The 23,283-nt window shown below is 48.2% G+C and carries 20 protein-coding genes; 3 read left to right on the top strand and 17 right to left on the bottom strand.

Annotated elements, in window-relative coordinates; all coding sequences use genetic code 11:
• Positions 1-44: 44 nt before the first annotated feature.
• Positions 45-2,000, bottom strand: coding sequence for a threonine--tRNA ligase (thrS, locus tag BMW71_RS14205; protein ID WP_092175290.1), 1,956 nt, complete (start codon positions 1,998-2,000; stop codon positions 45-47).
• A gap of 674 nt (positions 2,001-2,674) precedes the next feature.
• Here thrS and BMW71_RS14200 point away from each other — a divergent pair.
• The 3 genes from BMW71_RS14200 (at position 2,675) to BMW71_RS14190 (ending at position 4,975) form a co-directional block, all read left to right on the top strand.
• Positions 2,675-3,610, top strand: coding sequence for a hypothetical protein (locus tag BMW71_RS14200; protein WP_143057630.1), 936 nt, complete (start codon positions 2,675-2,677; stop codon positions 3,608-3,610).
• A gap of 87 nt (positions 3,611-3,697) precedes the next feature.
• Positions 3,698-4,348 carry a hypothetical protein gene (locus BMW71_RS14195; protein ID WP_092175285.1) on the top strand — a complete coding sequence of 217 codons (651 nt, stop codon included), beginning with the start codon at positions 3,698-3,700 and terminating at the stop codon, positions 4,346-4,348.
• Between the two features lie 9 nt (positions 4,349-4,357).
• A complete protein-coding gene (locus BMW71_RS14190; RefSeq protein ID WP_092175282.1) occupies positions 4,358-4,975 on the top strand; it encodes a hypothetical protein in 618 nt (205 codons plus the stop codon).
• Between the two features lie 144 nt (positions 4,976-5,119).
• Here BMW71_RS14190 and BMW71_RS14185 read toward each other — a convergent pair whose 3' ends face one another.
• The 16 genes from BMW71_RS14185 to BMW71_RS14110 all read right to left on the bottom strand — a co-directional run bounded on the left by BMW71_RS14185 (position 5,120) and on the right by BMW71_RS14110 (position 23,279).
• A complete protein-coding gene (locus BMW71_RS14185; protein ID WP_092175279.1) occupies positions 5,120-7,738 on the bottom strand; it encodes a DNA gyrase/topoisomerase IV subunit A in 2,619 nt (872 codons plus the stop codon).
• A gap of 31 nt (positions 7,739-7,769) precedes the next feature.
• On the bottom strand, positions 7,770-7,973 hold the full coding sequence (locus BMW71_RS14180; protein ID WP_092175277.1) for a hypothetical protein: 204 nt from the start codon (positions 7,971-7,973) through the stop codon (positions 7,770-7,772).
• Positions 7,974-8,360: 387 nt separating this feature from the next.
• Positions 8,361-10,259 carry a DNA topoisomerase IV subunit B gene (locus tag BMW71_RS14175; RefSeq protein WP_092175274.1) on the bottom strand — a complete coding sequence of 633 codons (1,899 nt, stop codon included), beginning with the start codon at positions 10,257-10,259 and terminating at the stop codon, positions 8,361-8,363.
• Positions 10,260-10,272: 13 nt separating this feature from the next.
• Complete coding sequence (locus BMW71_RS14170) at positions 10,273-10,776, bottom strand: DNA topoisomerase IV (RefSeq protein WP_092175272.1); 504 nt, start codon at positions 10,774-10,776, stop codon at positions 10,273-10,275.
• 96 nt (positions 10,777-10,872) lie between these two features.
• On the bottom strand, positions 10,873-12,414 hold the full coding sequence (locus BMW71_RS14165; RefSeq protein WP_218145588.1) for a sialate O-acetylesterase: 1,542 nt from the start codon (positions 12,412-12,414) through the stop codon (positions 10,873-10,875).
• 118 nt (positions 12,415-12,532) lie between these two features.
• Positions 12,533-13,309: a phenylalanine-4-hydroxylase gene (locus BMW71_RS14160; protein WP_092175266.1), complete on the bottom strand. Its 777-nt coding sequence runs from the start codon at positions 13,307-13,309 to the stop codon at positions 12,533-12,535.
• 164 nt (positions 13,310-13,473) lie between these two features.
• On the bottom strand, positions 13,474-14,493 hold the full coding sequence (gene aroF / locus BMW71_RS14155) for a 3-deoxy-7-phosphoheptulonate synthase (protein WP_092175264.1): 1,020 nt from the start codon (positions 14,491-14,493) through the stop codon (positions 13,474-13,476).
• Positions 14,490-15,263: a tryptophan synthase subunit alpha gene (gene trpA / locus BMW71_RS14150; protein WP_092175261.1), complete on the bottom strand. Its 774-nt coding sequence runs from the start codon at positions 15,261-15,263 to the stop codon at positions 14,490-14,492. The genes aroF and trpA overlap by 4 nt, the downstream gene beginning before the upstream one ends.
• A gap of 5 nt (positions 15,264-15,268) precedes the next feature.
• The gene (gene trpB / locus BMW71_RS14145) at positions 15,269-16,447 is read right to left on the bottom strand and encodes a tryptophan synthase subunit beta (protein WP_092176061.1); all 1,179 of its coding nucleotides are present in this window, start codon (positions 16,445-16,447) and stop codon (positions 15,269-15,271) included.
• Positions 16,448-16,459: 12 nt separating this feature from the next.
• Positions 16,460-17,092, bottom strand: coding sequence for a phosphoribosylanthranilate isomerase (locus BMW71_RS14140; RefSeq protein WP_244891177.1), 633 nt, complete (start codon positions 17,090-17,092; stop codon positions 16,460-16,462).
• A gap of 17 nt (positions 17,093-17,109) precedes the next feature.
• The gene (trpC, locus tag BMW71_RS14135) at positions 17,110-17,931 is read right to left on the bottom strand and encodes an indole-3-glycerol phosphate synthase TrpC (protein WP_092175255.1); all 822 of its coding nucleotides are present in this window, start codon (positions 17,929-17,931) and stop codon (positions 17,110-17,112) included.
• A gap of 1 nt (position 17,932) precedes the next feature.
• Positions 17,933-18,943: an anthranilate phosphoribosyltransferase gene (gene trpD, locus BMW71_RS14130; RefSeq protein ID WP_092175252.1), complete on the bottom strand. Its 1,011-nt coding sequence runs from the start codon at positions 18,941-18,943 to the stop codon at positions 17,933-17,935.
• Between the two features lie 11 nt (positions 18,944-18,954).
• Complete coding sequence (locus BMW71_RS14125; RefSeq protein WP_092175249.1) at positions 18,955-19,518, bottom strand: anthranilate synthase component II; 564 nt, start codon at positions 19,516-19,518, stop codon at positions 18,955-18,957.
• Between the two features lie 23 nt (positions 19,519-19,541).
• Positions 19,542-20,948, bottom strand: a complete 1,407-nt coding sequence (locus BMW71_RS14120; protein ID WP_092175246.1) for an anthranilate synthase component I family protein — start codon at positions 20,946-20,948, stop codon at positions 19,542-19,544.
• 412 nt (positions 20,949-21,360) lie between these two features.
• On the bottom strand, positions 21,361-22,317 hold the full coding sequence (locus BMW71_RS14115) for a glycosyltransferase family 2 protein (RefSeq protein WP_092175243.1): 957 nt from the start codon (positions 22,315-22,317) through the stop codon (positions 21,361-21,363).
• Positions 22,317-23,279: a glycosyltransferase family 2 protein gene (locus BMW71_RS14110; protein WP_092175240.1), complete on the bottom strand. Its 963-nt coding sequence runs from the start codon at positions 23,277-23,279 to the stop codon at positions 22,317-22,319. Before BMW71_RS14110 ends, BMW71_RS14115 begins: the two co-directional genes overlap by 1 nt.
• Positions 23,280-23,283: the final 4 nt, after the last annotated feature.

Genomic DNA, 23,283 nt, shown 5'->3' with positions numbered 1-23,283 from the left:
CTAATAATTTTTTAAATATTAAAAATCAACAAATTATTATACCGTTATTTATTCAATGATTCCTTAATGATTCCCTGGAAGTAGTCGACAAAGGCTTCCAATTCAAAACTACCGATGTCTCCCTCCCCGTGTTTTCGCAGCGAAATCTTATTTTCTTCCTGTTCTTTTTCGCCGACAATCACCATAAACGGAATCTTTTTGACTTCGGCATCCCGGATTTTCCGCCCGATTTTTTCGTCCCGGTGATCGATGTCTCCGGTAATGCCCTGATCGGCCAACAATAACTTCACCTGTTCGGCGTAATCGGCAAATTTTTCCGAAATAGGAAGAATCACCAGCTGTTCGGGTGCCAGCCACAAGGGGAAGTTGCCCGCACAATGCTCAATCAATACCGCAACAAATCGTTCCAGGGAGCCAAAAGGTGCCCGGTGAATCATTACCGGCCGGTGTTTTTGGTTGTCGGAACCGGTGTATTCCAATTCAAAACGCTCCGGCAACTGGTAATCTACCTGTATGGTACCCAATTGCCAACTTCTTCCCAGCGCATCCCGAACCATAAAGTCCAGTTTTGGTCCATAAAAGGCCGCTTCTCCCAGTTCGGTGACTGTCTTCAACCCTTTCTCCCCGGCCGCTTCGATGATGGCAGCCTCTGCTTTGTTCCAGGCATCCTCTTCACCGATGTATTTCTCCATCTTTTCGGGATCCCGAAGGGATATCTGTGCCGTATAGTCCTCAAAGCCAAGCGCCTTGAACACGTACAACACCAAATCAATGACTTTGATAAACTCTTCCTTCACCTGATCCTGCCGACAAAAGATATGTGCATCGTCCTGCGTAAATCCACGGACGCGGGTCAATCCATGCAGCTCCCCGCTCTGTTCGTAGCGGTACACGGTGCCAAATTCGGCATACCGTACCGGCAGATCTTTGTAAGAGCGGGGCTTGCTCTTGTATATTTCGCAATGGTGGGGGCAATTCATGGGCTTAAGCAAAAACTCCTCACCCTCATGGGGTGTGGTAATGGGCTGAAAAGAATCCTTGCCGTATTTTTCGTAATGCCCGGAGGTTTCGTACAAGGCCTTGTGACCGATATGGGGGGTAATCACCTGCTGGTAGCCCGAATGGTCCTGCTCCTTTTTCAAAAAGCTAACCAGGCGTTCGCGAAGCAACGTTCCTTTGGGCAACCACAGGGGCAGGCCCATCCCTACCTTCTCCGAAAAGGTAAACAATTCCAGTTCCCTGCCTAGCTTGCGGTGGTCCCTTTTCTTCGCCTCTTCCAGCATTTCCAGGTATTCCTTCAGCTCCTTGGCTTTGGGAAAGGTGATGCCATAAATACGGGTCAACATTTTGTTGTGCTCGTCCCCTCGCCAGTAGGCTCCGGCGATATTGAGCAGCTTGACGGCCTTTACAAAACCGGTATGCGGAATATGTGGTCCCCGACAGAGGTCGGTAAATTCCCCCTGCTTGTAAAACGTGATGGTACCGTCCTCCAGCCGTTCGAGCAGGTCCAACTTGTATTCGTCGCCCTTGGTTTCGTAATAGCTTACTGCATCCTGCTTGGAAATTTCGCTCCGAACGTATGCGTTTTTCTGCCGGGCCAATTCCACCATTTTGGCTTCAATCTTTTCCAGCTCCGCACCTTCCAGCGTTCGCTCACCAAAATCCACGTCGTAATAAAACCCCTGCTCGATGGGCGGTCCAATGCCAAATTTAATCCCGGGATACAGCGCCTCCAGCGCCTCGGCCAACAGGTGGGCGGAGGAATGCCAGAAAGTGGATTTCCCTTCCTTATCGTTCCAGGTTAGCAGGGCAATGCTCACGTCCTTTGTTATCGGGCGTGTGGCGTCCCAGACCTCCCCGTCGACCTTTGCGGCCAGGACGTTTCGGGCCAGACCCTCGCTGATACTCATGGCGATATCCAGGCCGGTGACCCCTTTTTCAAAAACCCGTACCGACTGGTCGGGAAAGGTTACATTAATTTCATTTTCAGAGTGTGACATGCGTGCGCTTTCGATTTGTTTTCACCTTTACAAACAGGTGTTTTTTAACGGACTGCAAATATGCACATTCGGGAGGGTAAATAAAAGAGGAAACAGGGCTTATCAGAGAGATTAGGCGAAAGGAACTATACAGCAGCCTAATTCTCTAGGTGGGAAGGTAGTTAGTATTGCTTCCTACACGTTACGTCAATTTACGAATGGGCCGATTCATTCACAGATCTTAAAAGTGTTAAAAGAGAGAAAGAAAATAACCCATTACTGGCAGGTGTTCCTATGGCGGATCGAACATTCGGCTATAAGCTCTCTGGTTAAATAAAAATGAAAGCGGAAAATCCAGAAAAATTCATGCTTAACAAAGCATAAAGGACCTTAAAAAAATGCTGCCAGGTTGCCACTTAATTGGTAGTAAAAATTCCCCCGGATCGGTTCTTTTTAGTTTCGCTTCCGAAGAAGCCTCGCCGGATGGGATTTATCCTACCAATATACGGGAATCGGTTGCGTTCACGCTCGTCCCCCAGCCTTACAATTATTTTGAGAGAAATATTGATTGACAAAATAGGGATACCATTACCAATGGTCATTTATTTTTGGAAGCAATACCAGCTATTTTGAATAGGAAAACTTAAATGTAACAAGCTATAAATAGGCTATGTTAAAATAGTTTAAATATATACTTGGAAATTAAATTTTATTTTGTATTATTATATTATAAAAAATATAATATTAAACTTATGCCATATAAAAATATTACCTGGCAGGAAGATGTGCATTATCACAATAATTACGACAATGCAAGAACACGCCTTTCTGGTGTATTGTCCATCACCACCGGCAAAGCAGGAGATACCGAACCGATTACTGTTCACGCCAGTCTTCAAGGAACGTTGGTAACCGTTCCCTTGATTGATGGAACGTTGGGAAAGATGGTTGCCGATACCGACAACAAAAAAGGATGGTTCAAGGACCTGGTTAAAGTAACCATGAAACTAACGGACCAGCATGGACAGATTTACCTCCCGCTATCAAGGATTCAATCCAGTCCGGGAACAGTAAACGCGTCAGGTTCCATTACTAGTTCGGTCACCGTATCTTTCGGTGGAAGTGCCAGCGGCGGCTTCTTCGGACCTGCACCCACTGGGAATGTCGGGATATCGGGAAGTACATCCAATACCAATTCATTTAGTGAGACATTAAACGATTTTATAGTGACGGAAGCTGCTGATCGATCTATTGTCTCCCATACCTATAAAATGGAAAAATTGGCAAATGGTGCGCCGTATGAACGTCCATTTGACCTACTTCCTGACCCTACTAAAGTGCTGGCTTTTAACGCTTTTGATCCTATAAAACTCAATAATCCTCCGCCACTGGCAATAAATTCTTTGCCTTTGCTAGACCAGGCATATTGGCAGGCAGGCGACAATAGACTTATCTCAGAACATGTAAAAATTGAGATCACCGTTGAAACTCACATTGCTTGGGTAGAAGTAGCGGGTACAGCCAAATTTCCACAAAATCAAAATGCCTGGACATGGGTAGGAACACACAGGCACTCGGTTCCTCTGGAATTGGATAAATTAAAGCAATCCACTCATAGCGCACCACTTTAGCGGATTGGCTACCACCACGATAATCCGGTCTTTACTTGTGAGCCTGGTAGCTTTATATTGATTTACTGAACCTTTTAAAACAGACATATGCGCCGCCATGTTGCTAAAAAAACCTTTATTGGATTAGAAGACGTTCGTACTTATTGGATTGATGTATTGAGTGATTGGAATAACTTCCTGGATGACCAAACCGGACAGGCTCGTAACAATGCTGAATTTAGTTTGACAGGCATATGGTTCTATTATGAAGGGCTTAATTCTCCTGCGATAAAGATTACCGATAAACAAATCAACGCTTTAAAGAAAATCATTTCCTATTTTGACAGTGTAAAAGCAATGCCGCCAAGGATGCGAAAAGCGTGCGGAGTGGATGACCAATCCATCATTGATACGATGTATTATGAGGAATATTGGCCCGGAGTTGAGTTTCTCAAAGACGCATTTAATATCGACGTAAAGGCTCCGACATTATCTTCTATCGATAACCCGAGTGCATCTCCAACCAGCCAAATTGACAGCACCAGAGTGTTGAAAAATATAATTCTCCAGGATGGATACGATCTTAATGATCTTTTATCAGCAGAAGTAAGAACATTTGAGGAATATCGAGACGCAGAGTCAAATTATGACTTGATGCCGGAGGGACCGGTGGATAGTCCCGATGCGGATCCGCCCGGGGGGGATGAAGGTATTGGTTCAGAAAACGATCCTTCCAGCGACCCAGTGGAAGGAATTTAAACAATAATTATGAAACCCTACATAGGATTAGATCAAATTAATACGCATGTTTTTGAAGCGGTATCTAGTTGGCAGAATTATTTGAAAGGCAAAACCGAATGGGATAATTCGGCCCTGGCTGCCCACTTAATTTTCTCTGTAGAACTAAGAACTCCCTGGTCACCTATTCGGGTTGCAACTACGGAAGAGCATAATGCATTAAAGCTGTTATGCAAGTATGTTGCCTATTGGCATGAACACCCCTGGGTAACGACGCAACGACGTTTGTTGCGCTATCACCGTAATTGCGAGGCTGGAGTCGAATACCTCAAAGAAAGCTGCGGCATCGAGATACACATTGACACTTCGGTCCGGCCAAAACGTCTCAGCGACAACCCACCTACATCCTTTAAAAATCTTACCAATTTTTTGAATATTTCTGCAGCTAACAATATTAAACTTTCTGGAGGTATTCCCGCCTGGGCCCAGTTGAATCGACCTAAGGATTTTATAGTTAAGGCAAATTCAAAAACCGGACAGTTCAGTGCGCCCGAAGATCCCGATTATAACAGCATCGACAACTACGATCTCTGGTTTACGGATCCTCAAGAAGCGGCGATTGCACTCTGGCACTTAAGAAAAACGTAACAAGCAAAATTTATTGGTTTTTATCCCAGTGCTTTGCCAAGGCAAACACGAATAACGGCAACCAATCATTCTAAACAATGAAGGTCCCTCTAAATCCTGCAATATTCAAACCGCTGATTAAGTTAACCTAAAATATTGTTTAAGCTAAAACAAGCCCAGCTGCTCCTTATCCTCGTCATCTTCGTCCTCTCCGCCTTCCTTTTTCTTTACATCAAAATTCACGGTGGAGCCGACCGACAGGTTATCTTCGCCCTTGCCGCCCGCTTTCTTATCCGGTGAAGCGACAAGTTCCACGGCTTTTACCGTGTGGTTACTCAGACGGTTCCCAACGGCTCGCCACCCCTTCACATCAATAAGCATGTCCATATCGTACACGTTTTCATCCACCTCTTTGCCTTTTTGAAGCTTTACCTTCACCTGTGGCTGTTTCTCGGTGGTTACCACGGTCAGACGGGAATTCTTATGGTCGGAGATGAAGTTGAATTTTTTATTCAGCGTGGACGTTTCCACCAAAAACCGTTTGACATAATGGTTTTTACTGGCTCCATCAAAATAGATGGCGGAGACCACTTTTTCCGGATCGAATTTTTCTATGTGCATCAGGTTTTCCTGATCGTAGCGGTTGGTCAGCTCAAAGTTGGTCAGCTCGTAGCTCCCATCTTTGTAAAAGGCGAGAATCTTATCATCTCCCAGGAAGTTTCCTACCCATTTACCCCGCCCATCGGTATTGAGCCTACCCACGGCTGGATCGTAATGGATGTCCAATCCCCCCAGGGTGGAAACACCTTCCATCTTGAGTTGAATCTTCCGAACAGGGTACTTGGTCAGGATGTTTCCCTGGGCACCCCGGCCTTTGATCTCAATATCCTTGAAATCAAAATCAAATACCTTGACCCGCGCCTTGCTGCCTGCGGTCAGGTAGACAGTAATGATTTCCGCTTCGCCATTGGCATTGGCAGTGAAGTATAAAATTCGGGAGCCTTTGGTGCCCTTGGTAAGGACGTACTCCCGGTCTCGGGTTACGCTCAGCACCTGAAAGCGCTTGATCATCGCCCTGCCCGAGGCTCCTTCCAGATACACCAGATTGTACACCATGCGTTCGTCCCCTTTTCGGAAAACGGCCGCGTGGATAATGTCCTTACCGACAAACACCTTGTCCTGAATTTTCGTAACCAGGCAGACCCCATCTTTGCGGAAAACGATGATGTCGTCCAAGTCGGAGCAGTCACAGATAAATTCGTCTTTTTTCAGTCCGTGACCTATAAATCCATCGGCCCGATTGATGTATAATTTGGCATTGTTTGCCGCCACTACATTGGCGGAAATGGTATCAAAGGTCCGAATTTCGGTCTTTCGTTCCCTCCCCTTTCCGTATTTACTCAGCAGGTTTTTGTAATACTGAATGGCATAATCGGTCAGGTTTTCCAGGTGGTGGTTTACTTCTTCCAGCTCCTCTTGAAGCTTGCGCATCAACTCATCCGCCTTGAAGGTATCAAATTTTGAAATTCGCTTGATCTTGATTTCTGTCAGGCGAATGATATCGTCACGGGTAATATCCCGGTAAAAGTCCGGCTTAAATGGGTCCAATCCCCGATCGATGGTTTCGATGACGGCTTCCCAGGTTTCGCATTCCTCGATATCCCGGTAAATCCGGTTTTCTATGAATATTTTTTCCAGGGAAGAAAACAGCAATTTCTCCATCAACTCCCCCTTGCGGATTTCCAGTTCCCGGTTGAGCAAGGCCTTTGTTTGCCGGGTGTTGTACTCCAGGATCTGATTAACCGTCAGGAACACGGGCTTCTCTTCGATAATCACGCAGGCATTGGGAGAAATGCTGACCTCGCAGTCGGTGAAGGCATACAGGGCGTCAATGGTCATGTTGGGTGACTGCCCGGGGGCCAATTGCACCTGAATTTCCACGTCTTTGGCGGTATTGTCCACCACTTTTTTGATCTTGATCTTTCCTTTATCGTTGGCTTTGATAATGGATTCGATTACGGAATTGGTGGTGGTCCCGTAGGGGATGTCTTTGATCAGGAGGGTTTTGTTGTCCTCCTCTTCGATTTTTGCCCGTACCTTGATGCGCCCGCCTCGCAGGCCTTCGTTGTATTCGGAAAAGTCAGCCAGGCCGCCGGTATTAAAATCCGGCAACAGGTTGGTTTTTTTTCCTTTAAGGATCTGAATGGAACCATCGATCAACTCGCAAAAATTGTGGGGGAGTATTTTGGTACTCAGGCCCACAGCAATCCCCTCCACTCCCTGCGCCAGTAGCAAGGGGAACTTTACCGGTAAGGTGACCGGCTCTTTTTTCCTGCCATCGTAGGACAGCTGCCATTCGGTGGTTTGCGGATTGAATACCACATCCAGCGCAAACTTAGATAGCCGCGCCTCGATGTATCGGGCAGCCGCCGCCCCATCACCGGTCCGCACATCTCCCCAGTTGCCCTGGGTTTCTATCAGCAAATCCTTCTGCCCCAGGTTGACGATGGCATCTCCAATGGAAGCATCCCCGTGGGGGTGATACTGCATGGATTGACCGATGATGTTGGCCACCTTGTTGAACCGTCCATCGTCCATTTCCTTCATGGCATGGAGAATCCTCCGCTGCACGGGCTTAAACCCGTCTTCGATGGCTGGGACGGCTCGTTCCAGAATTACGTAGGAAGCGTAATCTAAAAACCAATCCTTATACATTCCGGTAACCGGAATCGAATCGTGTAAGCTTTTGTCCCCGTTTTCGGGGTTTGTATCGTTATCACTCATATTTATTCACATAACTCCAAAAAACCGGAAATTAAAGCCTTATCTCTCCAATGCCAATTCCTGACAATCGAAAGGTAAAGGTTGGTTGAAAGCTTTTTAATTCGCTATCGTCAATTTCTCCTTCGAGGGCGAAGAGATCGCCTTTCTCTTTCAAGCGCATCAACCGATTTCTCGCATCGGCTAACGAAGGCACCATCATCCCGTGAGCTACTCTTTTTATTGATTTCGGTTTCAATTTTTCCCCGCTACATCGCGTACCTTAAGTAAATTTCTTCCTCCGCTTTCCATCTATTTTTCTCAAACCGGGTAATGATCCGGTAAATGAAACACGCCTTACTTTTACGATCCCTTGAAATTCATCACCCAACGTGATGGTCAATGGAGAAAGGATCTACTCTTTATTCACTCGCTTGCATGCGTCAACTACGTGCGAAAAAGCACGGGCTACGTTGGCAAGATCTGCAAATTCCCCACTTTCACTACTAGCTGCCACTAGGATGTAATTCATTCGATTCGGTTTTTTACAGAAATAAATTTTATTCCGAACAAAATGACATACATGTACTTATTTCATAAAAAATGAAACAAGCATCCGCTATGGAATGATGTGCTTGGTCATCCTTTATTCAACCACCTCCTCTTCTTCAGCTGATTTTACTGCCGGGTCGTCGAAGACAATGTCCTTTTCAATCTTTAGGTTATCAATGATGAAGGTTTGCCTGTCCGGGGTGTTTTTTCCCATGTAGAAACTCAACAAGTCCGCAATTTTGGTTTCCTTGTTGAGAATGATGGGTTCCAGCCGAATATCCTCCCCGATAAACGTGCCAAATTCTTCGGGTGAAATTTCACCCAACCCCTTGAAACGAGTGATTTCAGCCGCCTTTCCCAGCTTATGAATGGCCCGCTGCCGCTCCTCATCGGTGTAGCAGTAAATGGTTTCTTTTTTGTTTCGTACCCGAAAAAGCGGGGTATCCAGGATGTACAAATGGCCGTTTTTCACCAAATCGGGAAAAAACTGAAGAAAATATGTCATGATCAATAGCCGAATATGCATGCCGTCCACATCGGCATCCGTGGCAATGACGATCTTTCGGTACCGCAGGCTTTCGATGCCGTCTTCGATATTCAAGGCATGCTGCAGCAAGTTGAATTCTTCGTTTTCGTACACCACCTTTTTGGTCATGGAGTAGCAGTTCAACGGCTTGCCGCGAAGCGAGAAAACCGCCTGGGTCTGCACATTCCGGGATTTGGTAATGGATCCGGAAGCCGAATCGCCCTCGGTGATAAAGAGCATGGTTCCGTCTTTAACTTCGGGATCCGCCTTGGGGTCGTCGTAGTGCACCCGGCAATCCCGTAGCTTCTTGTTGTGCAGGTTTGCTTTTTTGGCCCGTTCATTGGCCAGTTTCTTGATGCCCGAAATTTCCTTTCGCTCCCGTTCCGACTGAAGGATTCGCTTCAGCAAGGCATTGGCTGTGTCGGGATTTTGGTGCAGGTAATTGTCCAGTTCTACCTTGACAAAATCATTGACAAAGGTTCGAAGGGTCGGTCCATCCGGCCCCACGCTCTGGGAGCCCAGTTTGGTCTTTGTCTGCGATTCAAAGACCGGCTCCTGCACCCGGACGGCAATGGCTGCTACCACGCTCTGCCGTATATCGGAGGCATCGTAGTCTTTCTTGAAAAAATCCCGAACCGACTTCACGATGGACTCGCGAAAGGCTGCCAGGTGGGTGCCTCCCTGCGTGGTAAACTGTCCGTTGACAAAAGAATAATATTCCTCCCCGTATTGATTGGAATGGGTGAGGGCCATTTCGATATCGGTTCCTTTCAGGTGGATGATGGGGTACCTGCGGCTATCGTCGTCCACTTTCCGATCCAGCAGATCCAGCAGGCCGTTTTGGGAATAAAACTTCACCCCGTTGAAGTTGATGGTCAATCCGGAGTTCAGAAAAGCATAATTCCAAATCTGGTTTTCCAGGTATTCGGGGATGAAATGGTAATTTTTAAAAATGCTCGCATCCGGCGAAAACACAATCCGGGTACCGTTCCGCTCGGAAGTTTTTTCGATTTTCCGATCTTCGATCAATTCCCCCATTTGAAAGCGTGCCACTTTGCACTCGCCTTCCCGATAGGATTGGACCATGAAGTTTTCCGAGAGGGCATTTACCGCTTTGGTACCCACGCCGTTCAAGCCCACTGATTTTTGAAAGGCGCCGGAGTCGTACTTACCCCCGGTATTGATCTTTGACACGCAATCGATCACCTTCCCCAGGGGAATTCCGCGGCCGTAGTCCCGAATCTCCACCTTGTGCTCACTGATCTTTACCTCGATGGTGCGTCCGTGCCCCATCATGTGTTCGTCAATGCTATTGTCGAGGATTTCCTTTACCAACACGTAGATACCATCGTCTTGTGCACTGCCGTCCCCCAACTTCCCAATATACATACCGGGTCGCAGGCGAATGTGTTCCTTCCAATCAAGGGATTTGATGCTGTCTTCTGTATAATTTGCGTTTGCTGCCATAAAATACCGTAATTCAACTTAGGATGTTTCCTGACTTCACCTGTTTTATTTTTCCGGCGATCAGAAAAAAAAGAAGGGCTACCCACACCAGCATCAATACTGGAGCCAGGTAAAAAAAGAAATTATACTCTGAACTGCTGATGACATTTTGGTTGCTGATGCTGTGAATGTAAAAAACCAGTACAGCCGTGGCCAGATTGGCAACGGCAATAAAGGAGAATAGCCAGGCCAACATTTTGTCCCGGTACACATCCCCCACGGGAAACAAGCGATTCAGTGAATTGCTCAGTTTCATTTCCATCAGTTTCGCCGGTACGATCAAGGCCAGGTTTACAACCAAAAATACCCCGATGGCGGCGTAGAAGAAACTGTTTCTGCTAACCTGCTTTAGCGGCATGCCCGCATCGTTTACGGCATAGGTGGCAAACTCGGGAAGTGCGGCATAGACGTATAGTAGCAGGAACAGGAACAACCCCAGGGAAAGAAAATAAAACACTTTGGCGAAACGGGTGTACATGGTTTTTTATTTAGATCGCTAATATAAAAATTTATCCAGTACGAATTTTGGAAAGTTCCGGCCCCATTTTGGAAAATAACCAGCTAGTCGGGATAATCACTTGAATTCCAGCACACGGTCTACTTCGTCACCGATGCCATGAATAAGCAATTTATTTGTATACACCCGAACCACCGCCCCCATGGCCGGGGACTGTGCCTCCACCATTCCGCGAAGGGTAAGGTGATGCGTGCCCTGATCGTCATGTACATAGTTACCTTCGTGGTGATGTCCGGAAATCCAGGCGACAAGGGCCGGAGAAGGACCAATTTTTTCCAATACCTCCCGGCTATTGAGCAGATGAAGGCCATTTTCGGGAAGCAGCGGGTAGTGGCAAAATACCAGTACCTTTTTCCCGGATTCCTCGGCTTCGTTCACTTTCGAAACCAACCAATTCAGTTGCTCCTCGCCAATACCGCCGTTCCAGGGTTTGGCATTGTTGGCACCCGAGGACTCCAATCGGGCCATCCATTCACTGGCTTTTTGGTAATTTTCGCTTCCCTCCGGATGTCCTTCCAGACTAATATCCATACCATTGACTACCAAAAAAATCAGCCCCCCCTTTTCGAAGGAGTAGTAACCGGTAGGGTTGTCCAGCTTCTCCCCCACCTTTGCTTTGAGGCTATCCGCAACCGAAAAGTCGTGGTTGCCCCAAATGTGATGCATGGGAGCGTTGACGCCCTCCAGGATTCCAAGCGGAGCATCAAAACTGGCAAAATCCCGGTCAATCAAATCTCCAAGGCTTACGACAAACTCCGGTTCAAACGCATTCAAAAAAGGAATGGTTTGCTGCAGTGTCGTCAGCGTACCCCGGTAATTTCTTTTTCCTGCCGTCGCTGCGTCGGCGTATTGCACATCGGCAATAAGTCCGAACGCAAATTCGTGCCGGCCATGATTTTTTTCCAGAAGTTGGTTCATTTTTTCTGCATATCGTTCTCCCAATAAAACCTGACTGGGACTGTCAAAATGGGTGCTATCAAAGGTAGCGGTACCGTAGGACCGAACCACCGCGGTGTGAGGAATCCTTTTAGGGAGCTCCAGCAATCGTTCGTTGAAGGGTTTTCGAATGTCCTTGTCCTCCGAAAGCTGACCAGCGACGAAGGGCAGATCGGGCAATGATAGCGAATCCCGCAAAGCGGTAATGAACTGCCCCAGCTGCTCCAGGTACCGGTCAGGTTTGCCTGCGTTGGACTCACCCTGATGCCAAATCACCCCACGGAGCGTTCCATCCTTGGCGGCAAGCCGAGCGCGAAGCAGCATGTCCCTGAAGAAGGGGGTGCCAGGCATCCATTCCTCAATGGCCGTTCCGCCTTTGGCATTGACGACAAGGCCCAGGTTTTTGCTTCCCTGCAACTCCTGCATCTTTCTGGCAAAACCATAGCTGGGACTCAGCCGTTGCATGCTGCTATCTTTTCGGATGGTGGAGTGGATATTGAGCGGATTGGTGGCGGCAACCCAATCCGCTCCGGTAAATAAAAAGACCCCTTCAAGGGGAGCCAAAAGGTCGGGCGGAACGACAGCCCTGCCTGCCATATTGGACTGCCCAATGGCCAGGTAAATATCCAAAACCCTGCTTTGCTGGGCGAATAGCTGTCCCATAAACGGCCAGGTTACGAAAATAAGCAAGAATAGTAGTTTAATTGAGACGCGCATACGAAGGCTACTGGTTTGGTCGCATTAGGTTTCCAAACCAAGAATACTGAAAATCTTTCGAAATTTAACCTGCTTTCTCAAGAAGTTCGCCCAATTTTTCTTCAATCAATGGAATGGACGTGTAGAGGTCTTCAAAACTATCGATGATAAAATACCTCTCCTGAAATTTGTTTTTCCAATAGGGCGTATTCAGGATTTCCTCCACATCGTATTGCAGGTGACGGGGCTCGTCGGAAAGGGAAAACTGCGTCTCGCCTGCCGAACTAAGGATACCCGCACCATAAACCTTTACCTGTCCAGCTTCCCGGATCAGCCCAAATTCGATGGTATACCAGTAGACCCTGGAAAGTAGGTCGATCGCCAGGGGGTTGTCCAGGTGCTTTAACGCAATCCCTGCCAAATCTTGTAAAAACCGCGTGTAGGCAGGGTCAGTCAACAAGGGCAGGTGGGCAAAGGCGTCGTGAAACATATCCGGTTCCTGCAAATAATCCAACTGCTCCAACGAACGTAGCCAGGTAGACGCCGGAAACCGGCGGTGATGCAGCAAGCCAAAAAACAAATCGTCATCGATCAATCCGGGAACTACCTGGATGGACCAACCGGTGGCGGCTCCCAACCGCTCGTTTGCCTCCGCAAAGTTGGCAATGCGGTGGGCCGTAAAACCGATTATGCCCAGTCCTTCCAAAAACTTGCGAGACGCTGCTCCCGGTAGGTTTTTGTATTGCCGTTCAAAAAGAATTTTCCACACCTGAAAATCCTCCGAGGTATAGGCCCCGTATTCTTGATGCAGGGGTTTCAATCGTGGGTCGGAAAAATTAGTCGGCGATGCTGAATCGGTCATGGTAGTCATCTGGGATTTTCGACAGGGCGTTTACCTAACTAACTGCGGCGATTATTTTTTCAGTGGGGCTCTTCCCTTCAATTAGCTAACGGATAAATTCCCGTTCTGTTTCCATGGTACCTTTATTTTTCGGTTTCAAGAACGATCCACATTGCACAGGTCTGCTACAACAGGTCGAAGGTTTTTCTCATGGCAAATATTTTCCGGATTTGCTCGGCCAGCAGGGAACTTTGCGCAAAATTCAGTGTCTGCTGTCCGTCCGAATAGGCCTTATCGGGGTTTTCGTGGGATTCATAAATGATGCCATCTGCTCCTGCCATGACGCCTGCCAGCGCCATTTGAGGTACAAATTCACGGATACCAATACCGTGCGAGGGATCCACCACCACCGGCAGGTGCGATTTGGATTTAAGAATAGGAACGGCGTTTAGATCCAAGGTGTTTCTGCTGGCTTTTTCGTAGGTACGGATGCCACGTTCGCAGAGGATCAGTTTCTCGTTTCCTCCGGAAAACACGTATTCGGCGGATTGCAGCAATTCCTCTATGGTACCGGAAATGCCCCGTTTTATCAAAACGGCCTTATCCGCCTTACCCAATTCATCCAACAAATTGAAATTTTGTGTGTTTCTCGCCCCAACTTGAAATACATCCACATAGTCATACATCTCTTCGATTTGGGACACCTGCATGACTTCCGTCACGATCTTAATGCCGGCCTCTTTCGCCAACCGGTACCATAGCTTGAGCCCTTCCATGCCCAATCCTCTAAACGCATAGGGACTGCTTCTGGGTTTAAATACCCCTCCCCGCATCATGGTCAGGTTATTTTCCTTCATGTGTTCGATCACCTTTACGATTTGCTCCTCCGACTCGATGGAGCAGGGCCCGGTAATGATGGCCATGTCGCCATCTTTGATCGCAATGCCATCGCCCAGGTCGATGCTGGTGGGCTTGACTTTCCATTTTTTCGAAACCAGTTTGTATTCGTCCGAAACGATGTGAATGTCCTGAATCCCATCCAACGCACCGATTTTTCGGATATCAAATGCTTTCTTTCCAATGCCGATCAGGTACGCGCCTACCTGCGTTTTTACTTCCGTGACGGTGTAGCCCAACCCATTTACTTTCTCGATCAGGGTTTCTTTTTGTACGGAAGGGATGTCTTGTTTGAGCTGAATAATCATGCTAGTATTCCTTGAATGTATTCCTGAATATCCTCTTTTAAATCTGTTGATTCGCGTAGTACGTTGATAAAGGCACTGCCGATGATAGCCCCATGCGAATGGGCAGCTGCTGTTTGGAAGGAAGGCTTGTCGGAGATTCCAAAGCCTATCAGGCGGGGATTTTTCAGGTTCATGGCCTTCACCCGCTCAAAATAGGCAATTTGTTCCGGGCTCACCTCTTTTTTCGCTCCGGTGATGCTGGCCGAAGAAACCATGTAAATAAATCCATCCGTGTGCTGGTCTATTTGACGGATTCTGGCTTCCGAAGTCTGGGGAGAAATAAGGAAGGTATTGCGCAAGTCGTAAGCATCGAATGTATGCTTGTACTCTGTCAGGTACTGTTGCATGGGTAAATCCGGTAAGATTAGCCCGTCGATGCCAACCTCCTTGCAGGTTTTACAAAAGGCCTCCATGCCGTATTGCACCACGGGGTTTAGGTATCCCATGAGAATCACCGGGATGTGTATGCGTTCCCGAAACCCTTTTAATTGTTCAAAAAGAACCTTCAGGGTCATGCCGTTCTTCAAGGCCTGGTTATTGCTTTCCTGTATCGTGGGACCATCGGCTATGGGATCCGAATAGGGCACCCCTATCTCAATGATATTAGCCCCCGCCGCCTGTATGGCCTCCATGATCGACACCGTATCGTCAAGTTGCGGAAACCCTGCCGTAAAATAGATGGATAAAATACGCTCCTTTTTTTGTTTAAATAATTCGTCTATACGATTCATAACTGCTAGTAATTTCCCCATTTAATGTAGGTTTCCAAATCTTTGTCTCCCCTGCCCGAGAGATTAATGACGATCACATCGGTTGGCTCGTAGTGGATCTGATTCAGGGCGGAAAACGCATGGGCCGATTCGATGGCCGGAATAATGCCCTCCAAACGACTCACTTCGATTCCTGACTGCATGGCGTGCTCGTCTTCTACGGCCACAAACTCTCCTCTACCGGAATCAAACAAGTGGGCGTGTACCGGCCCGATCCCCGGATAGTCCAGCCCTGCCGAAATACTATGCGGTTCCACTACCTGACCGTCATCGGTTTGCATCAGCAGTGTTTTACTCCCATGCAGAATACCCGGTTTACCGAGAGTAGTAGTGGCGGCCGACCTACCTGAAGTGATGCCCATTCCAGCTGCTTCTACGGCAATCAGACGAACCGAAGGCTCGTTGTAGTAGTGGTAAAACGAACCGGCCGCGTTGCTTCCTCCTCCCACGCAGGCAATCACGAGATCGGGGTTTTCTCTGCCTTCTTTTTCCTGGAGTTGCCACTTCATCTCCTCCGAAATCACGGATTGAAAGCGGGCGACCATTTCCGGATAGGGGTGCGGCCCGACCACGGAACCAATGATGTAATGTGTATCTACCGGATTGTTGATCCATTGACGCATGGCCTCGTTGGTGGCATCTTTTAGGGTCTTGCTTCCGGAATTGGCGGGCACCACCTTGGCACCCAGGATGCGCATGCGCTCCACGTTGGGCTTTTGCCGCTCCATGTCCACCGCTCCCATGTATACCGTACATTCCATCCCCATAAGGGCGCAGACCGTAGCCGTGGCTACTCCATGCTGACCGGCACCGGTTTCGGCGATGATACGCTTTTTGTTTAGTTTTTTGGCCAGTATGATCTGTCCCACGGTATTGTTGATCTTGTGTGCGCCCGTGTGGCAAAGGTCCTCTCGCTTCAGGTAGATCTTGGCCCCGTACTTTTCTGACAACCGTTGCGCCAGAAACAAGGGGGTGGGTCTGCCCACGTAATCTTTGAGGAGAGAATCAAATTCCTGCCGAAAAGCAGGAGTGGCCATGATTGCTTCGTAATTCTCCCGTAGTTCTTCGATGTTGGGATACAACATCTCCGGGATAAAGGCACCCCCAAACTGCCCATAGAATCCATTTTCGTCTACTTTTATCATCGCTCTTTCCATTTATTCGTTCGTTTTTTCAAGTTGTTGTCTGATTTTGCTGGCAAATATCCGGATCAGGTCCAGGTTTTTTACTCCCGGTCGCAGCTCAAATTTTGAGTTGATATCGATTCCCGCCATCTGCGGACAGGAGCGGTACAGATCCACCAATTCGTCCACATGATCCGCGTGTATGCCACCGCTCAGTAAAAACGGTTTGTGGAAGGGATATTGTTTACCGATTTCCCAATTAAATCGATGCCCGGTACCTCCGTAGGAAGGACCATCCGTATCCAAGAGAAAAAAATCCACCGGCTCTTCGTAATTTTCGAGCCCCTCCCAGGCCCAATCCGCACCGATCCGCAATACTTTGATTACCGGCAGCCCTGTTTGCTGTTTGACCTCTCTGACCTGCTCCGGGCTTTCGTCTCCATGAAGTTGAACCCGATCCAGCCCATAGGTGGTCGCTGCCTCCTGTATCTCCGCAGCACTGGCATTGACAAACACCCCTACTTTCGGCAGGACAATGTTCCGGTAAAATTCCGGAGCTACCTGGAATCCTGGCAGGTATCGCCGGGAAGGGGGATAAAATATCATACCCATCCAGTCTACCAGCTGTAGGTCCACAAGTCCCCGAATATTAGCGGGTTCGGCCATTCCACAGACTTTGATAATCACGGGTTCTTTGCTTCGGTTACAGGTTTCAGTAATTTCCGGTAATGATTCATAAAATTGTATGCCGCCTGATGGGGTCGGATGGTTTTCATGAAGTTTTCACCGATAAGAAATCCGTCAAAACCCGCCTGCTTTAACTGCACCAGGGTAGCCGGCTCAGACAATCCACTTTCCGAAATCCGAACGTAGGATTCAGGAATGCGCTTAATCAACTCCAGGGAAGTTTCCACGCTTACCTCAAAGGTTTTCAGGTTACGGTTATTCACCCCCACCAGGTCGACGTATTCGTTTAGTGAAGCGTCCAGTTCCTCCCGATTATGGACTTCGAGCAACACTTCCATCCCCAGGTCCTTGGCGAAAGCCGCCAGTTTCCTGATTTCCTGGGCCGATAGCGCGGCTGCTATCAATAAAATACAGTCTGCTCCCAATGAGCGGGATTCGATCAATTGGTATTCGTCCACCATAAAATCCTTACGGAGGAGGGGGCAATAATTGAATTTTCTCGCCTGTTTCAGGTCTTCTTCTGATCCTCCGAAAAAGGTGCAATCGGTCAATACGGACAGTGCAGAAGCCCCTGCTTGCATGTATCCGATGGTGGTTTTTTCGACGGATGCGCTCGGATTGATCCACCCTTTGGAGGGAGATTTTCTTTTGAATTCGGCGATGATTCCGGTTTTTTCCGGGTCTCTCACGTATTTTTTCATGGAAACCACCGGGCTTCCAAAGAACAGGCTTTTTTCCAGCAATTTTTCGGGGTAAAGTGCCTTCTTCTCCGCTACTTCTTCTTTTTTACGGGCAATAATGGTATCCAGTATATTCATATCAACTCGTTGTAATAGACGTTTGGGGGTCGACTAATTTCTTGAACACGGAAAAAGCCGTACCGTTTTTAAGGGTTTCGGTCGCCACTTCCTTTGCTTTTAAAAAGGTCCATTCCGGCTTGGCGGTCAGCAGCGCCGCAGCGGCATTGGCGATCACCACGGCATCCTGTGCCGGGCTGCCTTTCCCTTGCAGAATTTCCAGGAAGATTTTGGCGGATTCTTCCACGGTACTGCCTCCCACGATGGATTCCGGAGATAGGGTTTCAAAACCAAGTTCCCCTGGGCTAACTACGCGCTCTCCCCCATTGGAAATCCACTTTAGGTCACCGGTGAGGGATATTTCGTCGTAGCCGTCGAGTGCGTGCAGGATGCTAAACTGCACCTCATTGTTTTGGTAAAGGTACCCGTATAAACGGGCTAGTTCCAGGCTAAAGACCCCCACCAGTTGTTTTTTTGGAAAACTGGGATTCACCATCGGGCCCAGCATGTTAAAAAACGTCTTTACACCCAACTCCTTGCGTACCGGCCCTACGTATTTCATGGCGGGATGAAACAACGGCGCGTGCAGAAAACAGATTCCGGCCCGATCCAGACTGCTTTTTAGTTTGTCCGGGTCATTGGTAAACTCGTAGCCAAAATGGGCCAGCAGATTGGAGGAGCCACAAACCGAGGACACCCCCACGTTCCCATGCTTGGCGACCGGCTGTCCCGCACCAGCCACAATAAAGGAAGCCAGCGTGGAAATATTAAAGGTATCTTTGCCGTCACCTCCGGTACCGCAAAGATCGATGGCGCCGTATTCGGGAATATCCACCGGAATGCACCGTTCCAACATGGCCTCTCGAAATCCCATCAACTCCTCTACACGAACGCTACGCATCATGAATATAGTCAAAAAGGCAGCCATCTGGCTTTGGTTGACCTCTCCGGAAGTCATTTCTTTCAGGACCCCTTTCGCCTGTTCCTTATTCAGGGTTTTGTGTTCAATCAGGTGATTCAGAATATCTTTCATTGTCCAATCGTTTATTCTCCGTCAATCCAGTTTTTGATGATCTCTACGCCATGTTCGGTCAGAATGCTTTCCGGGTGAAATTGCAGGCCCTTGACCCGGTAGCTGTTGTGCCTGACGGCCATGATTTGGCCGTCGGGGGTTTTGGCAATAACTTCCAGCTCCGAAGGTAGCAGCGTTTCGTCAATGACCCAGCTGTGGTACCTCCCCACGGTAAAAAACTCAGGCAGTCCCCTGAATAAGGCGTCCGGTTGAATACGTACTTTGGAGGCCACTCCATGCACGACTTCGCTCAGGTTTATCAATCCTCCCCCAAAGGCCTCACCGATGGCCTGGTGACCCAGGCAGACCCCCAGTATGTCCTTGGTAGGTGCGTATTTCTTGATCAGTTCGGGCATGATACCGGCTTCCGAAGGAATGCCGGGTCCGGGTGACAACAGGATTTTGTCGTAGTGATTCACCGCTTCCAGGCTGATTTTGTCGTTTCTATAAATGTCCAGCTCGCATCCCAATTCCCGGAGAATATAGACCAGATTGTAGGTGAAGGAATCGTAATTATCCAGTACCAGTATTTTCATTGTCTGTTGTTTTCGTATAAAAATTAAATGGCCTCGGCAGACTTCAGTGCTACCCGTAAAGCTTCCAGCTTGTTGCTGACTTCCTGAAGTTCACTTTCGATAGAAGACTTGGCCACCACCCCTGCTCCTGCCTGAAAGCGCAACTGGTTGTTTTCTGAGATGAAGGAACGAATCAGGATGGCATGGTTGAAATCCCCGTTAAAACCCAGAAAGCCGATGGCGCCACCGTAAAACTTCCGGGCCTTGTTTTCAAGGGAATCGATCAACTCCATGGCCCGGTATTTGGGTGCTCCCGAAAGGGTACCGGCTGGAAACGTATCTGCCACCAATTGAAGTGGATTGGCTCCCTCGGGCAACTCACCGGTTACTTTGGATACCAGATGAATTACGTGTGAATAGTACTGAATTTCTTTGAATACCTCCACGTTTACTTTTTCGGACGAACGGCTGAGGTCATTTCTGGCAAGGTCCACCAACATAACGTGCTCCGAGTTTTCTTTGGGGTCGTCGTACAGCTTGATGGCAAGTTTCGCATCGGCGGGGTCGTTACCGGTACGTTTAAACGTACCCGCGATGGGATAGATGGTGGCCTTGTTGCCTTTTACCACAATCTGCGCTTCGGGGCTACTCCCAAAAACCTTGTACGATCCGTAATCGAAATAAAACAAATACGGAGAAGGGTTTATGGAACGCAGTGCCCGATACACGTTAAATTCATCTCCCTTGAACCCGGTGGAAAATGCCCGTGACAATACAATCTGGAATACATCTCCCCGGAAGCAATGCTCCCTCCCTTTGGCAAGAATCTCCAAAAACTCCCCATCGGTGTAGTTGGAGCGTTCCTCCCCGTCCAATTTAAAATCGTAGCTCGGAATGTTCTTATTATTCAGAATCATTTCGATTTTGGCGATACCCGATTCCCCCGGTTCTTCTTCCAGGTAATGTTCAAAGATGTGCAGTTCGTTCTTAAAGTGATCCACCACGATCATGTTTTTGTACACTGCATAGTGAATCAGGGGCGTCTGGGATGTTTCCGTATTCTGCAAATCAATGTCTTCAAACTGGCTTACCGCATCGTATTGAATGTAGCCAAACAAGCCGTTGGTGATAAACTTGAAATCGAGTTTCTCTTCCTGGAAGGTATTGGAAAATGCCCGCAAGGCATCCATTACCTTTTCCCCCGCTGCCAGCTCCCGGAGGCTGGTCTGCCCATTTGGAAACGATTGCCGGATTGCGGAATTAATCAGCGAAAAAGAGGCGATAGGCTCACAACAGATGTAGGAATAACTGTTTTCATTTCCATGGTAATCCGAACTTTCCAACAGGATGGTATTGTGGTACCTATCCCGAATTTGCAGGTAAATACTCACCGGAGTGATGGTATCTGCCAGCAATTTTTTATACCGGGTTTTGATGCGAATAGGTTTCATGTGCTGTGTGTTTAAAATAAAAAAAGGCTTGCCGGGTGTCCAGCAAGCCATGGTATCGTTACACTAACAAATTTGGGCAATGGATAGCTGTTCTCCCTTTAAAAGAAGTAAGAAAGCCACCACCAAATTTGATTCGTTTGTTTCATAAGGTTGGGCAAATATAGAAAAGGGGGCTCATTTTCAAAAGTAAATATGATTTATTTTAAACGTGAATTGCCAGAAGCAGGTACGGCTCATGTAAATACTGGATACAAAACGGGATTTCGTTGCGCATGCCTACCCAGTATTTGTTGGCCATCGGGCAAAAAAAGAAATCTCATAAACGGAACACCGTCCGTTGCCACCATTGCCCATTACCTGTATTATACCGGCGCGTATTCCCTTGGTGCCGGACGTTGATTCGGGAAAAAGCCTACTTGTCCTCCGTATCCGGACATAAAAATTCCCGAAGAATGCCCATCCCGTAGCCAAGAAGTTGCCCGTAAGAAGTGAGGACGGCATAGGAAGCCACCCGAAGATTTTCAAAAGCCGAAAAGAAAACAAGCAGCGTCCATGCCAGAATCCCCAGTACCATTACCAGCGCTGCCTGGGGGGCGATCAGCGCAAGCACTGGTAGAAACAGGAGCCCTAAAAGGAAAAATACCGGCAAGAGATGAACCGCCTTTACGGCTTCGGGATGAAATCGGCGAATGAACACCCGGTTTCTACCGAATTGGAAACTTTGTCGCAGAAAGGATTTCAGGGTATTCTTCCGCCGGTGATACACCAGGGCCTTTTCAACCAGCTCCAGGCGAAAACCGGCTTTTTTTATTCGAAGGCTCATTTCGATGTCCTCCGCCATGTTTGCATGCACAAATCCCCCCAAACGCTCGTAGATCTCCCGGGAAAATCCCATGTTGTACCCCCTGGCCTGGTATTTCGCTGGGTTTTTCATTTTGCCCCGTATGCCTCCTGTCGTCCAGAAAGAGGTCAGGCTGAAATTCATGGCCTTTTGCCAGGCAGAAAAGGTATCATCGGCATCATCTGGTCCGCCATGTGCCTGCAGTCCCCGGGTCTGAATGGCCTGCTCCAGGGCATCCATGTAACCCGGCGGGAGGATACAATCCGAATCAAAAAATACAAAATAATCGCCCTCAGCCAATTCCATGCCTTTGTTTCGTGCAAAGCCCTGCCCGGTATTGGCCTGAAAATGATACCGCAAATCCAGCTTTTCCCGGTAGTCCGCAACGACATCCGCGCAAGTCAGAGACGATCCATCCTCCACAATCAACACTTCAAAGTCGGTGTAGGTCTGCCGGTACAGACTCTCCAACAGCTCCCTGATTTCCGCGGGACGGTTATATACCGGAACAATCACAGAAAAACGCATCAGCTATTCTTCTTGATCTCGTCAGAAATGTTGTAATCGCCTTTTCCGGAATTATTTGACGTCATCATTTCGGCGAGAAATCCGGTAAGGAATAACTGCACACCAATTATCAGGGCCACAAGTGCAAGAAAAAATAGGGGTTGATCGGTAATTTCCCGCACCGCAATTCCCTTGCGCAATCCTTGAATTTTTTCGAGGGCTAGCCAGATGGTGATGCCAAAGCCAGACAAAAAGGAAAGCGTGCCGAAGGCACCAAAAAAATGCATGGGATTCTTGCGGTACCGATTGACAAAAGACACCGAAATAAGGTCCAAAAAACCGTGAACAAATCGCTCCAGTCCAAACTTGGTAGTACCGTATTTTCGGGGCCGATGGGCCACCTCTTTTTCGCCGATGTTACCAAATCCATTCCATTTGGCGATCAGGGGAATGTACCGGTGCATTTCTCCGTAGATGTGTATATTTTTTACCACCCGCTGGCTGTAGGCCTTAAGTCCGCAATTAAAGTCGTGAAGCTTGATCCCGGACAAAAGCCGGGTAACGCCGTTGAAAAAGCGGGACGGCAGGGTTTTGGAAAGGGGATCGTAGCGCTTTCGTTTCCAGCCACTCACCAGATCGTAACCCTCTTCCCGAATCATGCGGTAAAGCTCGGGGATTTCTTCGGGGCTGTCCTGAAGGTCTGCGTCCAGGGTCACTACCACCTGCCCATCGGCCCGCGAAAAGCCCACATCCAGGGCTGCGGATTTTCCGTAATTGCGGATAAACCGAACGGCTTTTACCCGAGCATCTTTTTTGGACAGGGATTGGATCACCTTCCAGGATCCATCCGTGGATCCGTCGTCAATGTATAGAAGTTCCGCATCCAACCCGGCATCATCCACCACCGTTACGATCCAATCCTGGAGTTCGGGAAGGGATTCTTCTTCGTTGTATACGGGTATAAGGATGGATAGCTCGGGCATGCAG

The sequence above is a fragment of the Cyclobacterium xiamenense genome, from assembly GCF_900109255.1.
GTDB classification, from domain to species: Bacteria; Bacteroidota; Bacteroidia; order Cytophagales; family Cyclobacteriaceae; genus Cyclobacterium; species Cyclobacterium xiamenense.
This window is presented reverse-complemented; position numbering and strand designations above follow the sequence as displayed.

Excerpts from the sequence above, each read along its gene's own strand:
- BMW71_RS14115 (WP_092175243.1), bottom strand. The coding sequence starts at position 22,317 with ATGCGTTTTTCTGTGATTGTTCCGGTATATAACCGTCCCGCGGAAATC.
- BMW71_RS14140 (WP_244891177.1), bottom strand. The coding sequence starts at position 17,092 with ATGGCCGAACCCGCTAATATTCGGGGACTTGTGGACCTACAGCTGGTA.
- BMW71_RS14160 (WP_092175266.1), bottom strand. The coding sequence starts at position 13,309 with ATGACCGATTCAGCATCGCCGACTAATTTTTCCGACCCACGATTGAAA.
- BMW71_RS14165 (WP_218145588.1), bottom strand. The coding sequence starts at position 12,414 with ATGGGACAGCTATTCGCCCAGCAAAGCAGGGTTTTGGATATTTACCTG.
- trpD (WP_092175252.1), bottom strand. The coding sequence starts at position 18,943 with ATGAAAGATATTCTGAATCACCTGATTGAACACAAAACCCTGAATAAG.
- trpC (WP_092175255.1), bottom strand. The coding sequence starts at position 17,931 with ATGAATATACTGGATACCATTATTGCCCGTAAAAAAGAAGAAGTAGCG.
- BMW71_RS14110 (WP_092175240.1), bottom strand. The coding sequence starts at position 23,279 with ATGCCCGAGCTATCCATCCTTATACCCGTATACAACGAAGAAGAATCC.
- BMW71_RS14125 (WP_092175249.1), bottom strand. The coding sequence starts at position 19,518 with ATGAAAATACTGGTACTGGATAATTACGATTCCTTCACCTACAATCTG.
- aroF (WP_092175264.1), bottom strand. The coding sequence starts at position 14,493 with ATGATTATTCAGCTCAAACAAGACATCCCTTCCGTACAAAAAGAAACC.
- thrS (WP_092175290.1), bottom strand. The coding sequence starts at position 2,000 with ATGTCACACTCTGAAAATGAAATTAATGTAACCTTTCCCGACCAGTCG.
- BMW71_RS14185 (WP_092175279.1), bottom strand. The coding sequence starts at position 7,738 with ATGAGTGATAACGATACAAACCCCGAAAACGGGGACAAAAGCTTACAC.
- BMW71_RS14190 (WP_092175282.1), top strand. The coding sequence starts at position 4,358 with ATGAAACCCTACATAGGATTAGATCAAATTAATACGCATGTTTTTGAA.
- trpB (WP_092176061.1), bottom strand. The coding sequence starts at position 16,447 with ATGATAAAAGTAGACGAAAATGGATTCTATGGGCAGTTTGGGGGTGCC.
- BMW71_RS14120 (WP_092175246.1), bottom strand. The coding sequence starts at position 20,948 with ATGAAACCTATTCGCATCAAAACCCGGTATAAAAAATTGCTGGCAGAT.
- trpA (WP_092175261.1), bottom strand. The coding sequence starts at position 15,263 with ATGAATCGTATAGACGAATTATTTAAACAAAAAAAGGAGCGTATTTTA.
- BMW71_RS14175 (WP_092175274.1), bottom strand. The coding sequence starts at position 10,259 with ATGGCAGCAAACGCAAATTATACAGAAGACAGCATCAAATCCCTTGAT.
- BMW71_RS14195 (WP_092175285.1), top strand. The coding sequence starts at position 3,698 with ATGCGCCGCCATGTTGCTAAAAAAACCTTTATTGGATTAGAAGACGTT.
- BMW71_RS14170 (WP_092175272.1), bottom strand. The coding sequence starts at position 10,776 with ATGTACACCCGTTTCGCCAAAGTGTTTTATTTTCTTTCCCTGGGGTTG.